This window comes from Agromyces terreus, from assembly GCF_009749465.1.
Taxonomy (GTDB): domain Bacteria; phylum Actinomycetota; class Actinomycetes; order Actinomycetales; family Microbacteriaceae; genus Agromyces; species Agromyces terreus.
Map to the genome: position 1 here is coordinate 46,021 of NZ_WBIS01000003.1, position 14,454 is coordinate 60,474.

General features: G+C 69.2%; 10 protein-coding genes. All 10 read left to right on the forward strand.

The genetic code is table 11. The features are described 5' to 3' along the window. Window positions 1-98: 98 nt before the first annotated feature. Window positions 99-3,437, forward strand: a complete 3,339-nt coding sequence (locus GQQ92_RS08810; RefSeq protein ID WP_197738172.1) for an NEW3 domain-containing protein — start codon at window positions 99-101, stop codon at window positions 3,435-3,437. A 247-nt stretch (window positions 3,438-3,684) separates the two neighbouring features. Further along, window positions 3,685-4,713, forward strand: coding sequence for a LacI family DNA-binding transcriptional regulator (locus tag GQQ92_RS08815; RefSeq protein WP_232057596.1), 1,029 nt, complete (start codon window positions 3,685-3,687; stop codon window positions 4,711-4,713). After that, a complete protein-coding gene (locus GQQ92_RS08820; RefSeq protein ID WP_156998889.1) occupies window positions 4,710-6,251 on the forward strand; it encodes a sugar ABC transporter ATP-binding protein in 1,542 nt (513 codons plus the stop codon). The genes GQQ92_RS08815 and GQQ92_RS08820 overlap by 4 nt, the downstream gene beginning before the upstream one ends. 212 nt (window positions 6,252-6,463) lie before the next feature. Next, the gene (locus GQQ92_RS08825; protein ID WP_156998890.1) at window positions 6,464-7,465 is read left to right on the forward strand and encodes an ABC transporter substrate-binding protein; all 1,002 of its coding nucleotides are present in this window, start codon (window positions 6,464-6,466) and stop codon (window positions 7,463-7,465) included. A gap of 133 nt (window positions 7,466-7,598) precedes the next feature. Further along, window positions 7,599-9,227, forward strand: coding sequence for a sugar ABC transporter ATP-binding protein (locus tag GQQ92_RS08830; protein ID WP_156998891.1), 1,629 nt, complete (start codon window positions 7,599-7,601; stop codon window positions 9,225-9,227). Next, window positions 9,224-10,312, forward strand: a complete 1,089-nt coding sequence (locus GQQ92_RS08835) for an ABC transporter permease (RefSeq protein ID WP_156998892.1) — start codon at window positions 9,224-9,226, stop codon at window positions 10,310-10,312. Before GQQ92_RS08830 ends, GQQ92_RS08835 begins: the two co-directional genes overlap by 4 nt. Beyond that, the gene (locus tag GQQ92_RS08840; RefSeq protein ID WP_372493354.1) at window positions 10,309-11,373 is read left to right on the forward strand and encodes an ABC transporter permease; all 1,065 of its coding nucleotides are present in this window, start codon (window positions 10,309-10,311) and stop codon (window positions 11,371-11,373) included. Before GQQ92_RS08835 ends, GQQ92_RS08840 begins: the two co-directional genes overlap by 4 nt. A gap of 132 nt (window positions 11,374-11,505) precedes the next feature. After that, window positions 11,506-11,667 carry a hypothetical protein gene (locus tag GQQ92_RS08845; protein WP_156998893.1) on the forward strand — a complete coding sequence of 54 codons (162 nt, stop codon included), beginning with the start codon at window positions 11,506-11,508 and terminating at the stop codon, window positions 11,665-11,667. A gap of 9 nt (window positions 11,668-11,676) precedes the next feature. After that, window positions 11,677-13,056, forward strand: a complete 1,380-nt coding sequence (locus tag GQQ92_RS08850) for an FAD-binding oxidoreductase (RefSeq protein ID WP_156998894.1) — start codon at window positions 11,677-11,679, stop codon at window positions 13,054-13,056. Next, window positions 13,053-14,414: a class I SAM-dependent methyltransferase gene (locus tag GQQ92_RS08855; RefSeq protein ID WP_156998895.1), complete on the forward strand. Its 1,362-nt coding sequence runs from the start codon at window positions 13,053-13,055 to the stop codon at window positions 14,412-14,414. The genes GQQ92_RS08850 and GQQ92_RS08855 overlap by 4 nt, the downstream gene beginning before the upstream one ends. Window positions 14,415-14,454 lie beyond the last annotated feature (40 nt).

Below are 14,454 nucleotides of genomic sequence, written 5' to 3' on the forward strand. Positions count from 1 at the left end.
GTCATTTCTGATGCAATATGCTCGCCACCGTACCAAAGATGCAAGTTCGATCAGATTCCCTGCACGTCACGATCATCTACGGAAGACGAGGAAGTCACATGCCCATGCTCCACGAGACGCCGAGACGCCAGCGGAAGGGGCAGGGGGCCCTCCGTCGCGTCATCACGGCAGCCCTGACCGTGTTCGCCGTCGGGGCCGCCATGCTGGGAACGGTGCAGCCGGCGGCCGCCGCCGAGGACACCGACTACTACGGCGGCACCTACTCGGCCGACCTCTCGCCGGCGCCGCCGATGGGCTTCAACGCGTGGCTGAGCTACAAGTGCAACGTCAACGAGGACCTGATCGTCGAGGTCGCCGACTACATCGTCTCGTCGGGCCTGAAGGACGCCGGCTACGAGTACATCAACCTCGACGACTGCTGGGAGGGCGCGACCCGCGACGCCGACGGCCGCCTCCAGAACGACCCGGTGACCTTCCCGCACGGCATCGCCTGGCTCGGCGAGTACATCCACTCGAAGGGGCTGAAGTTCGGCATCTACTCGGCCGCGTCACCCGTGACCTGCAAGGGCCGCCCGGCGAGCGACGGCTACTACGACATCGACATGCAGACCTTCGCCGACTGGGGCGTCGACTACATCAAGATGGACATCTGCGGCGCTGCCGGCAACACCGAGATCAAGCAGAACTGCGACAACACGACCATCTCGCGCATGTACGAGGGCCGATTCCGCGAGGCCGCGCAGGCGATCATCGACACCGGGCGTGACATGATCCTCGCCGTCTCGGCGCCCGCCTCGATCGCGGCGCAGTGCGGCTACAACAGCGTCGCCTACGCGGACGCGATGGAATGGACGCCGCACTACGGCCAGCTCTGGCGCACCGCCCGCGACGCCGGTATCAGCTGGGCGAGCATCGCGAAGACCTACGAGCCGAACGTCATCCTCAGCGGCTCGCAGAGCAAGGGCCACTGGAACGACGCCGACATGCTCATGGTCGGCAGCACCCTGCCCCTCGTCGAGCAGCAGACGCAGTTCACCCTCTGGGCCGCGATGGCGGCGCCCCTGCTCATCAGCACGAACGTGGCCGACATGTCGCCCGAGGCGCTCGCGATCCTCAGCAACGAGGACATCATCGCCGTCAACCAGGACCCGCTCGCGAAGCAGGGCACCGTCGTGCAGCAGGGCGACGGCTACGACGTGCTCGCCCGGCCGCTGGCCAACGGCGACCAGGCGGTCGTGCTCTTCAACAAGGGCGAGTCGCAGCGCACCATCACGACCGATCTCACGACGACCGGCATGACCGCAGCGAATCCCGCGGATGCCTACACGCTGAAGGATCTCGTCACGGGCGAGGAGACCTCGACCACCGGATCCATCCAGGCGACCGTTCCCGCACACGGAACCGTGATCTACCGGGTCAGCGCCGGAGCGGATGCGGACGTGATGCCGAGCGTGACCGTCGGGGCGCAGTCGAGCATCGTCGACGCCGACGGCGACTACCCGGTCTCGGTGTCGCTGAGCAACGCCGGCGCGGCCGCGGTGCACGACGTCGCCGTCTCGCTGACGGTGCCGACCGGATGGGGCGTGGCCCCCGCCGCGCGCACGATCGCGACGCTCGCGGCCGACTCCGACAAGACGGTCTCGTTCACGCTGACGCCGCCCGATTCCCTTCCTGCCGGCACCACCACGGTTCCCGTGACCGCCACGGCCGAGTTCACCTTCGCCGGCACGGACCGCGCCCTCACCGCCGGCACGACGGTGATCGCCGAGCACACCTACGCCTCGCTGGCGGAGGCGTTCAACAGCACCGTCATCAGCGCCGACGACGCCACGAAGACGGCGAACTTCGACGGCGCAGGCAACAGCTACTCGGCGAACGCGCTCGCCGAGCTGGGCGCGACGCCCGGCGCTGCGCTCGACGTCGACGGCGCCTCGCTGGTCTGGCCCGACGTGAACCCGGGCGAGCCCGACAACGTGGCCGGCTCGGGAGCCCTGATCCGGGTGCCCGGCCACCAGTTCGGCGAACGAATCGTGTTCCTCGGGGCAGGTCAGCGCGAGGCATCCGGAGAGGTCACGGTCTACTACCACGACGGCACGTCCGAGCAGCGCACGCTCGGGTTCCCGAACTGGAAGATGGACTCCCCGGAGCAGGGGGCCACGTTCGGCGCCCAGCCCGAACTCGTCACGAAGTACCGCAACACCCCGAAGGGGCCGGCGAACTTCGGCCTCGACTACGTCGTCTACTCGAACAGCGTCGACGTCGACCCGACCAAGTCGATCGCGGCGGTGCGGCTGACTTCGAACGCGAGCGTGCACGTCTTCTCGTTCGGCGTCGCCGCCGCTCCCGCTCCTGAGCCGACCCCGCTGACGATCGCCCTCGACGGCGGCGTCGACCCCGACGCGGTCGAGCCCGGGCAGGTCGTGACCGGCTCGTTCACGGGCGGCGACCCGGGCAGCTCGGCCACGCTGAAGCTCGGTTCGACGCAGGTCGCCGAGGCCGAGGTCGACGCCGTCGGCGTCGCGACGTTCGAGTTCTCGGTTCCCGAGGGCGCGGCGGCGGGCCCCATCTCCCTGACCGCCGAGGGCGTCGACCGCAACGGACAGGCGACGACCGGCTCGGTCGAGCTCACGATCGTGGTCGAGGAGGCACCGGCGACGGAGTCCCTCGTGACGGTGGAGCTGCAGTCCCACAGCGGCCGGACCCTGGCCGGCGGGTCGACCTCGGTCTACCTGAACGGCAAGTGGACCGCGGTCACCGACGCCGACCCGACCGACGAGGCGCGCGTGCAGATCAGCCTGAAGCCCGGAACGTACAGCTTCGCGCAGGTCTACAACGGCACCCGCCAGCAGAAGCAGGTCGTCATCGCCTCGACCGAACCGCAGACGGTGCCGTTCCGGACGGCGCTCGTGAACCTCGTGCTGCAGAGCAGCACGGGTGCTGCGCTCGACATCCCGGGCAAGGGTTCCGCTTCGTACTACGCGGGAAGCTGGCAGCCGATCACCGGCGTGAACACCAACAACCGCGCCATGGTGCAGGCCGAGATGCTGCCCGGGACGTACAGCTTCGCGGCGACGTACAACGGCACGCGCCAGCAGAAGCAGCAGACGGTCAAGGTGCCCGACCTCACCGGGAGCGCCAACAGCGTGCAGAGCGTCTACTTCCACGCTGCGCTCGTGAAGATCGAGCTGCAGGACGGCGTCGGCACGGCGCTCGACCTGCCCGGCACCGGGTCGGCGTCGTACTACGCCGGCAGCTGGCGGCCGATCACGACCGCGAGCGCGGGCAACCCGCTCGTCGTCGAGGCCCAGATGCTGCCCGGCACGTACAGCTTCGCGGCGACCTCCGCCGGGGAGCGCCAGCAGAAGCAGCAAACGATCGTGGAGCCGAACATCAACAACCACGAGAACAGCGAGCAGAGCGTGCAGTTCACGTTCTGATCGCCGCCCATGCGGCCGGGCGCCTGCCCGGCTGCGAACCCGAGGGCCGGATGCCGCGAGGCATCCGGCCCTCGGCCGTGTCGGGTGCGCCGTCGCTTGCGTCGACTGGCGCTGATCCGGTAGGGCTCCCACCCGGGCGCCGAGCGAATAGGCTGTTCCCCGTCGACCGGTCGTGGAGCGGTCGAGGTCGGCGTTCGGATTCCCGGGTACCTGAGCGGCGGCGATGCTGCGAGACAGGAGACCGGTGGTGAGTGACGTCGAGAGCGGGGAACGCCCCGAGAAGCTCGGCATCCGCGAGGTCGCCGTACTCGCCGGCGTCTCCCACATGACGGTCTCCCGCGTGCTCAACGGCCACCCGAACATCCGCCCGGCCACGCGCCAGCGGGTCATGGACGTCATCCAGCAGCTCGACTTCAAGCCCAACAGCGCGGCTCGGGCGCTCGCGACGCAGCGCACGCAGCGCATCGGAGTGATCGTCGACAGCTCGGTCGAGTTCGGGCCGACGAGCACTCTGCGGGGCATCGAATCGGCCGCGCGATCCGGGGGGTACTCGGTGGCCTCGGTGGCCATGCAGGATGACGCGAACCTCACGCCCGAAGCTGCGGTCGGCCACCTCATCGCCGAGGGCGTCGACGCACTGTGCATCGTCGCTCCTCGTTCCTCATCGGTGTCGGCACTCCGCCGTATCTCGATCGACGTCCCGGTGCTCGTCGTCAAGGCCGCCAAGGACCCGACCTTCCTCACCGTCAGCGTCGACCAGCAGCTCGGCACGACGCTCGCGGTCGATCACCTCGTCGCGCTCGGACACCGCGACATCCTCCACCTCGCCGGTCCGCTCGACTGGCTCGACGCTCGGGGACGCGAGCGGGCGTTCCACGCGCGCATCGAGCAGTGGGGCCTCAAGGCGCGCCCGATCGTCGTCGGCGACTGGACGGCCGACTTCGGCTACGACTACGCCGCCGGATTCAGCAGCGTGCCCGAGTACACGGCGATGTTCGTCGCGAACGACGAGATGGCCTTCGGCGTCGTCCACGGCTTCCACGACCGCGGGATCCGGGTTCCAGAGGACGTGAGCGTCGTCGGCTTCGACGACCTGCCGTTGTCCCGTCACGCCATTCCGCCGCTCACGACGGTGACGCAGGACTTCCACGCGCTCGGCGTCAAGGCGATGGAGGTGCTGCGGGCAGCCCTCGAGGGCCGGGCGATCCCGCAGCGCTCGAAGATCCCCAGCGAGCTCGTCGTGCGCTCGTCGACCGCGCCTCCGAGGGCATCATGACCACGGATGCCTCCACGCGCCCGGTCGTCGAGATGACGGGCATCACCGTCGACATCGGCGGCACGACCGTGCTGCACGAGGTCGACCTTCGCCTGTTCGCCGGCGAGGTGCATGCGCTCATGGGCGGCAACGGCGCGGGCAAGTCCTCGCTGGTGAAGGCGTTGAGCGGGGCCTACCGCATCGGCGGCGGCGAGGTGCGCATCGACGGAGAGCCGGTCGTGCTCGCGGGGCCGGCGGAGGCCGAGGCGGCAGGCGTCGCCGCGGCCTTCCAAGACGTCGATCTGTGCGGCAATCTCTCCATCGCCGAGAACGTGATGATCGGCCACGAGGAGCGTCGCTGGTTCGGCATCTCCTGGGCTGCGACCCGGCGCCGCGCCTCGGCCGTGCTCGAGGAGCTGGGTCTCGGCGAGCTCGATCCGCGGCGGGCGGTGGCGACGCTGTCGCCCGCCATCCAGCAGCTCGTCGCCATCGCCCGCGCGATGGTGACCCACCCCAAGGTGCTCGTGCTCGACGAGCCGACGTCGAGCCTCGATGCCGATGAGGTCGCGACCCTGTTCCGGGCGCTGCGGCGCCTGCGCGATCAGGGCGTCGCGATCCTCTTCGTCTCGCACTACCTCGAGCAGGTCTACGCCCTCAGCGACCGCATCACCGTGCTCCGCGACGGCCACGGACAGGGGGAGTACGCGACGCGTGAGCTCGACCGCGCCGTGCTCATCTCGAAGATGATCGGCAAGGAGCTCACCGAGCTGCGCCGAATCGGATCGGATCGCCGCGCGCACCGCGTCGAGCCCACCGGAACCCCGGTCTTCCGTGCGGTCGGGGTCGGCCGACGCGGCGAGTTCGCGGCGACCGACTTCGAACTGTACGGCGGCGAGGTCGTCGGCCTCGGCGGACTGCGCGGTTCGGGCCGGACCGAGCTCGGCCAGCTGCTGGCCGGTGTCGCGCGCAGCGACTCCGGCACGTTCCTGATCGACGGCCGCACGGTCGGGCTCCCGAATCCGGCGGCGGCCTTGCGGCATCGGATCGCGTTCGCGAGCGAGGATCGTCGTGAGGGCGGCATCATCGAGGAGCTCAGCGTCCGCGAGAACATCGTGCTCGCCCTCCAGGCGATCCGCGGCTGGGCGAGACCCATCTCGAACGCCGAGCGCGACGCCCTCGTCGAGCGGTTCGTGGAATCGTTCGACATCGTCGCGCCGAGCCTCGACGCACCGGCGCGGCAGCTCTCCGGCGGCAACCAGCAGAAAGTGCTCCTCGCCCGGTGGCTCGCAACCCGCCCGCACGTACTGGTTCTCGACGAGCCCACCCGCGGCATCGACATCGCCGCGAAGGTCGAGATCCAGGCGCGCATCGCCGAGTTGGCGAGGGGCGGCATGGCGGTGGTGTTCATCTCCTCCGAGCTCGACGAGGTCGTGCGGTTGAGCGACCGCATCGCGATCCTCAAGGACCGCCGCAAGATCGGCGAGGTGAGCAACGGGCCGGGGCTCAGCGTGGACACGATCATCGAGATGATCGCGGCCGACGACGAGGACGACGCCTGACCTGAGACCGGAGGGTCCCGAGACCGTTTCCGAATGGTTATGTTTCCGGGAACATTTGTCTTGCGCCGCAAACTTTGTTCCCGGTAACATCGCTGCGAGCACGCCTCGGGCGTGCTGCAATCACTCGGAATCCGCACAGCGGAATCCATCAGCGGAATCCGCTCAGCGGAAAACACCGGCGCACGAGTGCCGGGTCTCAAGGAGGAGATCTCATGTCAGTTCAGAGGCGATTCTCGAAGTTCCTCGGCCTGGCGGCCGTCGGCGCACTCACCGTCGGCCTCGCCGCGTGCTCGAGCGGCGGCGACGGCGGCTCGGAGTCGGGCGGCGACTCGGGCGAGCTCACCACGGTCGGCTTCGTCGCGGTCGGCCCCGAGGGCGCGTGGCGCGAGGCGAACGAGACGAACATCCAGGACACCTTCACGAAGGATGCCGGGTTCGACCTCAAGTACGCTCCCGCGACCAACCTCGACCAGAAGTCGCAGATCGACGCGTTCACGTCGTTCGTCGACGAGGGCGTCGACGTGATCCTGCTCTCGGCGACCGAGGCATCCGGCTGGGAGGACTCCCTCGAGCGCGCTCAGGAGGCGGAGATCCCCGTGATCCTGCTCGACCGCGGCATCGAGCCCGACGACACGAGCCTCTACGTCACCCGCATCGCCCCCGACAACGTCGAGGTCGCCAAGGAGGTCGGCGCCTGGGCCGTCGAGCAGTTCCCCGACGGCGGCAACTACATCACGCTCGAGGGCCCCGCGGGCGTCGGCGTGGTGAACGAGCGCAACGAGGGCTGGAACGAGTCGGTCGAGGGTTCGGCGCTCGTGCAGGTCGCCGCGCAGACCGCCAACTGGTCGGCCGAAGAGGGCAAGAGCGTCACCGAGACGCTCCTCAAGGCCAACGGCAACGACGTGCAGCTCATCTTCGCGCAGAACGACGAGATGGGCCTCGGCGCCGCACAGGCCGTCGAAGAGGCCGGCCTCGAGCCGGGCGTCGACGTCAAGATCGCCACGATCGACGGCACGAAGGCCGCCATGCAGGCGCTCGCCGACGGCCAGCTCAGCTACGTGCACGAGTACAACCCGCTGTTCGGCGACACCGCCCTCGACGTCGTGAACAAGACGCTCGACGGCGAGTCGGTGGACTCGTACATCATCGTCCCGAGCGAGGCGTTCGACTCGGCCGAGGCGGCGCAGGCCGTGCTCGCCGACCGCAAGTACTGATCGGCTGAACGCGTCGTCGCCCCGGCGCGACGCGCGACGCACCCGGTGCGGGGCCTGCTCCTCGAGCGGCCCCGCACCGATCCATTGAACGGCCGGCCGCGGCGAAGCGGTCGAAGCACAGGATGCGAATGCCATGACCGAACCACTGCCCATCGTGGAGATGCGCGACATCTCCATCGAGTTCCCGGGCGTCAAGGCGCTGGACGGGGTGGACTTCCGCCTCTTCCAGGGCGAGGTCCACGCCCTGATGGGTGAGAACGGCGCCGGCAAGTCGACGCTGATCAAGGCCCTCACCGGCGTCTACAAGATCGACGGCGGATCGATCATCGTCGCGGGCCAGGAGCGGCAGTTCCACGGCACGCGCGACGCGCAGAGCGCCGGCGTCTCGACCGTGTACCAGGAGGTCAACCTGGTCACGAACCTCTCGATCGGCGAGAACGTGATGCTCGGCCACGAGATCCGCGGCACATTCGGCGTCAACTGGCGTGCGACCCACGCCGCTGCGACCGACGCCCTCGCCAAGCTCGGCCTGGAGTATCTCGACACCCACAAGCCGCTGTCGACCCTCTCGATCGCCATGCAGCAGCTCGTCGCGATCAGCCGGGCGATGGCCGTCAAGGCGAAGGTGCTCATCCTCGACGAGCCCACCTCGAGCCTCGACGCGGCCGAGGTCGAGGGCCTGTTCGCCGTCATGCGGACGCTCCGCGACCAGGGCGTCGCCATCCTGTTCGTCTCCCACTTCCTCGACCAGATCTACGCGATCAGCGACCGCCTCACGATCCTCCGCAACGGCAGGTACGAGGGCGAGTACCTGACCCGCGACCTCGATCGCCACGCCCTGATCTCGAAGATGATCGGCAAGGACCTCGGCGCGCTCTCCTCGCTCGGCGGCAACCGCCGCGTCGAGCAGCGCGACTATGACGCCGAGGCGCCGCTCCTCGCGGCGAAGGGCCTGGGGCGCCAGGGCTCGATCGAGCCCACCGACCTCGACATCCACACGGGCGAGGTTGTCGGATTCGCCGGGCTCCTCGGCTCGGGTCGCACCGAGCTCGCCCGGCTCCTGTACGGCGCCGATCGCGCCGGAGAAGGAGAACTGACCCTGCACGGCAAGCGGGTCGACCTCAAGAACCCCGCCGACGGCCTCGGCAAGCGCATCGCCTTCTCGACGGAGAACCGTCGCGACGAGGGCATCGTCGCCGATCTCACCGTGCGCGAGAACATGATCCTCGCGATCCAGGCCGAACGCGGCTGGGCCCGGCCGATCCCGCGCAAGGAGCAGGACGAGCTCGTCGAGAAGTACATCACCGCGCTCAACGTGCGGCCCGCCGACCCCAACCGGCTCATCAAGAACCTCTCCGGCGGCAACCAGCAGAAGGTGCTGCTCGGCCGCTGGCTCGCGACGAAGCCCGAGCTCCTGATCCTCGACGAGCCGACGCGCGGCATCGACGTCGGGGCGAAGGCCGAGATCCAGGAGGCGGTGGCCCAGCTCGCCGAGGACGGCGTGTCGGTCGTGTTCATCTCCTCCGAGCTGGAGGAGGTCGTTCGGCTCAGCGAGCGCATCGTCGTCCTGAAGGACCACCAGAAGATCGGCGAGATCGTCAACGGCCCGGGCGTCACGGCCCAGCAGATCGTCGACGTGATCGCGGCGCACGGTGTCGCGGCGGCCGCCGAGAGTGACATCATCGATGCCGAGGCGGACGTCGAGCCGTCCAACGACCCGGACACCGCGCATACGCCCGCTTCGGCGGAGGAGGAATCATGAGCACCGCTGCTCGAACGACCTGGCTGCGCGAGCTCATCCGCAAGCCGTTCTTCTGGGGAGTGATCGCGATCTTCGCGCTCCTCGCCCTGAACGTCATCAAGGACCCGAACTATCTGGCCCTGTCGGTCAACCCGGTCAACGGCAACCTCGTGGGCAACGTCGTCGACATCCTCCGGGCGTCGGCCCCGATCCTGATGATCGCCGTCGGCATGTCGCTCGTCATCGCGACGGGCGGCATCGACCTCTCGGTCGGCTCCGTGATGGCGGTCTCGGGCGCGGTCGCGATGGTGTTCATGAAGGATGCCGGTCAGTCCGGCTCCGTCGGCGTCGCGCTCGGCGCCATCGGGCTCGCCCTCCTCGTGAGCGCGATCCTGGGAGCCATCAACGGCGTGCTCGTCGCCTACATCGGCCTGCAGCCGTTCATCAGCACCCTGATCATGATGCTCGCCGGGCGAGGCATCGCGAAGGTCATCACCGAGGGCCAGAACACCTCGGCCACGAACGACCCGTTCCGGTGGATCGCGAACGGCTTCGTCATCGGCCTTCCCGTCGTGTTCCTCTTCGCGATCATCATCGTGATCATCGTCGGACTCGTCGTGCGCCGCAGCGCCCTCGGCCTCATGATCGAGGCGATCGGCATCAACCCGAAGGCGAGCCGCATGGCCGGCATCAAGCCGACCGGGCTGCTGCTGACCGTCTACATCCTGAGCGCCGTGCTCGCGGGCGTGGCCGGCATCATGTCGGTCGGCACGGTGATGACCGTCGACGTCTCGCGTACGGGCTACCAGATGGAACTCGACGCGATCCTCGCGGTCGTGATCGGCGGAACCTCCCTCGCCGGCGGCAAGTTCTCGATCGGCGGCGCGGTCGTCGGCGCACTGCTCATCGCGACGCTCGACAAGACCATCGTGTTCCTCGGCATCTCGTCGTCGGCCACGCCCGCCTTCAAGGCGATCGTGATCGTCGTGCTCTGCCTGCTGCAGTCCGATCGGGTGCGCGGCTGGTTCGTGCAACGACGCAAGCCCCCGATGCTGCGAACCCCGTCACTCCCCGCCGAGCCGAAGAAGCAGGAGGTGTCGGCATGACCATCGTGCAGAACCCCCAGGCCCCCCAGACCGGCGCGGCCGATGCCGAATCCGGATTCGCGAAGCTGATGTCCCGCGTGAAGCGGGTCATCGCCTCGAACCCGTCGGTGCTGCCCACGGTCGCGGCCATCGTGATCTTCATCGGCATGGTGGTCTACGGCGAGGTGGCCTACGGCCGCATCGTGCAGTACAACACGCTGTCGAACCTCTTCATCAACAACGCGCACCTGATCATCCTCGCGGTGGCGATGACGTTCGTGATCCTGACCGGCGGCATCGACCTCTCGGTCGGCTCGGTCATCGCGTTGTCGAGCGTGGCGGGCGTGATGCTCGCGAACGCCGGCTGGGACCCGATGGTCGTGATCGTCCTCATGATCCTCATCGGCACGGCGATGGGCCTCGCGAGCGGCATCCTGATCCAGTACTTCAACGTCCAGCCGTTCATCGCGACGCTCGCGATGATGTTCCTCGGACGCGGTCTCGCCGCGTTGCTGAGCACCCAGCCCGAGCGACTGGCCGACGACTCGCCGATCCTCTGGCTCGGCGAGCAGTTCAAGGTCATCGACGGCGAGAAGGTCAACGACGTCGTCATCACGCCAGGGGTGATCATCGCCCTGCTCGTCGTGCTGATCGCGTTCTTCGTGCTGCACCGCACCCGCACCGGGCGCACGGTGTACGCGATCGGCGGATCCGAGAGCTCTTCGGCGCTCATGGGACTCGCGGTCCCGCGCACGAAGGTGCTCGTCTACGTGATCAGCGGAACGCTCTCGGGCGTCGCCGCCGTGGTGTACACCTCGCGACTCGGCATCGCGCAGAACATCACCGGCATCGGATGGGAACTCGACGCCATCGCGGCGACGGTCATCGGCGGCACGCTCCTGACGGGCGGGTACGGCTACGTGCTGGGCTCGGTGGTGGGCGCCCTGGTGCTCGGCCTCATGAACGTGCTCATCACGCGCGACGGCGGCATCCCGCCCGAGATGACGACGATCATCACCGGCGGCATCCTGCTGATCTTCGTGCTGCTGCAGCGCGCGGTGACGTCGAAGCGGCGCACGTAGGGGACTCGCGCCGCCGTGTCCGGGGGGACGCCGAGGGTCGGATGCCGCGAGGCATCCGGCCCTCGACCGTGTCGGACGCGAGTCCGGTGGTGTAGAACTGACTGCATCGCGAACCGGGGTGAGGGGAATCGCATGACGGAATCAGGGTCCGAGCACCAGATCTCGCATCGGCGCTTCGACGAGCTCAAGGCGGCGTACTGCCGCAGGTGCGGGCTGCCGGTCTCGCCCTCCGAGCTCCACCTCCACGACCACGACGACGAACCGGCCGATGACATCGCGGGTGCCGCGGACTAGCGTGGCGTCGTGTCCGCGTCAACGATCGACGCACGTACCGCTCACGCCGCCGGCGTCGAACGCCTGCTCGCGAGCTACCGCTCCCTGCCCGCCGACGCCTCGGTGCGGCTCGCGAAGCGCACCTCGAACCTCTTCCGGACCCGCGCGAAGACGGATGCCTCCGGGCTCGACACCTCCGGCCTGACCGGGGTGATCTCGGTCGACGCGGGGGCGCGCACCGCCGACGTCGAGGGCATGTGCACCTACGAGGACCTCGTCGACGCGACCCTGCCGTTCGGTTTGGCGCCGCTCGTCGTCCCGCAGCTGAAGACCATCACGCTCGGCGGCGCGGTGACCGGCCTCGGCATCGAGTCGACGTCGTTCCGCAACGGGCTGCCGCACGAGTCGGTGCTCGAGATGGACGTGCTCACCGGCGACGGCGAGATCGTCACGGCGTCGCCGATCGAGCACGCCGACCTGTTCCGCGCCTTCCCGAACTCGTACGGCACGCTCGGGTACGCGGTGCGGCTGCGCATCGAGCTCGAGCCGGTCGAGCCGTTCGTCGCGCTCACGCACCTGCGATTCCACGACCTCGACGAGCTCGTGGCGACGATGGGCGGCATCGTCGAGACCGGGGCGTTCGAGGGCGCACGCGTCGACTACCTCGACGGCGTCGTGTTCGGCCGCGACGAGGGCTACCTCTGCCTCGGCGCGAAGACCGCGGCATCCGGACCCGTCGGCGACGGCACCGGACGGCGCATCTACTACCGCTCCATCCAGCACGCGGCGGGGGCGAAGCGCGACCGGCTCACCGCGCACGACTACCTCTGGCGGTGGGATGCCGACTGGTTCTGGTGCTCGCAGGCGTTCGGCGCGCAGCATCCGCTCGTTCGCAGGCTCTGGCCCCGTCGGTTGCTCCGCAGTCGCTCCTACGCGACCCTCATGCGGCTCGAACGGCGGTACGGCATCGGCGACCGGCTCGAGTGGCTGAAGGGGCGGCCCGCCCGCGAACGCGTCATCCAGGACGTCGAGGTGCCGATCGGGCGGTGCACCGAGTTCCTCGACTGGTTCCTCGAGCACGTGCCGATCGAGCCGATCTGGCTCTGCCCGCTGCGGCTGCGCGGCGATGACGCCTGGCCGCTGTACCCGCTCGAGCCGCGCAGCACCTACGTCAACGTCGGCTTCTGGTCGACGGTGCCGGTGGGCGCGACCGAGGGGGAGACGAACCGTCGCATCGAGCGCGAGGTCGCCGCCCTCGACGGGCACAAGTCGCTCTACTCCGACGCGTTCTACGGGCGCGAGGAGTTCGACGCGCTCTACGGCGGCGACGCCTACCGCGCCGTGAAGCGGCGCTACGACCCCGACTCCCGACTGCTCGATCTCTACGCGAAGGCGGTGCAACGACGATGACGACGACCAGGGGCGCTTCGACCGGACATCCGGCATCTCCCGATCCGGCACGGGGGGCGGATGCCTCGGGCGGGCCCGAACCGGGCCGGCTCACGCTCGCGCAGATCCTCGAGATCCTCGCGGGCGGCCGGCTCCCGCTGCGGTTCACCGCCTACGACGGCAGTTCGGCGGGACCGATCGACGCGCCGATCGGGATCGAGCTGAAGACGCCGCGCGGCACGACCTACGTCGCGACCGGGCGCGGCGACCTCGGCCTCGCGCGCGCCTACATCGCGGGCGACCTCGAGATCCACGGCGTGCACCCGGGCGACCCGTACGAGCTGCTGAAGGCGCTCGCGGACGAGCTCGTCTTCAAGCTGCCGCCGCCCAAGCTCATGGCCCAGGTCGTGCGCTCCATCGGCGTGGAGCACCTGCGCCCGATCGCGCCGCCGCCGCAGGAGGTGCCGCCCAGATGGCGCCGGGTCGCCGAGGGCCTGCGGCACAGCAAGTCGCGCGACGCGGAGGCGATCCACCACCACTACGACGTGTCGAACACCTTCTACGAGTGGGTGCTCGGGCCCTCGATGACGTACACGTGCGCGTGCTATCCGAGCCTCGACGCCACGCTCGACGCGGCGCAGGAGAACAAGTACCGGCTCGTGTTCGAGAAGCTGCGGCTGAAGCCCGGCGACCGGCTGCTCGACGTGGGCTGCGGCTGGGGCGGCATGGTGCGCTACGCCGCCCGCCGCGGGGTGCGGGCCCTCGGCGTCACCCTGTCGGAGCAGCAGACGGCGTGGGCGAAGCACGCGATCCACGAGGAGGGTCTCGGCGATCTCGCCGAGGTGCGCTACGGCGACTACCGCGACATCCGCGAGGGCGGATTCGACGCGGTGTCCTCGATCGGGCTGCTCGAGCACATCGGGGTGAGGAACTACGCCGCCTACTTCCGTTTCCTGGAGTCGAGGCTGCGCCCCGGCGGCCTGCTGCTGAACCACTGCATCACCCGCCCCGACAACACCTCGCAGCCCTCGGCGCGCGGATTCATCGACCGGTACGTCTTCCCCGACGGGGAGCTGACGGGCTCCGGCCGCATCATCCGCGAGGCGCAGGACGTCGGATTCGAGGTGCTGCACGAGGAGAACCTGCGCGACCACTATGCGCTCACCCTGCGCGACTGGTGCGCGAACCTCGTCGAGCACTGGGACGACGCGGTCGCCGAGGTGGGGCTGCCCACCGCGAAGGTCTGGGGGCTCTACATGGCGGGCTCGCGGCTCGCGTTCGAGACCGGCGGGATCCAGCTGCACCAGGTGCTGGCCGTGCGGCCCGACGAGCACGGCGGCAACGGCGGGCTGCCGCTGCGTTCGTGGTGGGTCGCGTAGCGCGGGGCGGATGAAGCAGGGCGGATGCCGCGAGGCATCC

Excerpts from the sequence above, each read along its gene's own strand:
- GQQ92_RS08830 (WP_156998891.1), top strand. The coding sequence starts at position 7,599 with ATGACCGAACCACTGCCCATCGTGGAGATGCGCGACATCTCCATCGAG.
- GQQ92_RS08835 (WP_156998892.1), top strand. The coding sequence starts at position 9,224 with ATGAGCACCGCTGCTCGAACGACCTGGCTGCGCGAGCTCATCCGCAAG.
- GQQ92_RS08845 (WP_156998893.1), top strand. The coding sequence starts at position 11,506 with ATGACGGAATCAGGGTCCGAGCACCAGATCTCGCATCGGCGCTTCGAC.
- GQQ92_RS08840 (WP_372493354.1), top strand. The coding sequence starts at position 10,309 with ATGACCATCGTGCAGAACCCCCAGGCCCCCCAGACCGGCGCGGCCGAT.
- GQQ92_RS08825 (WP_156998890.1), top strand. The coding sequence starts at position 6,464 with ATGTCAGTTCAGAGGCGATTCTCGAAGTTCCTCGGCCTGGCGGCCGTC.
- GQQ92_RS08810 (WP_197738172.1), top strand. The coding sequence starts at position 99 with ATGCCCATGCTCCACGAGACGCCGAGACGCCAGCGGAAGGGGCAGGGG.
- GQQ92_RS08820 (WP_156998889.1), top strand. The coding sequence starts at position 4,710 with ATGACCACGGATGCCTCCACGCGCCCGGTCGTCGAGATGACGGGCATC.
- GQQ92_RS08855 (WP_156998895.1), top strand. The coding sequence starts at position 13,053 with ATGACGACGACCAGGGGCGCTTCGACCGGACATCCGGCATCTCCCGAT.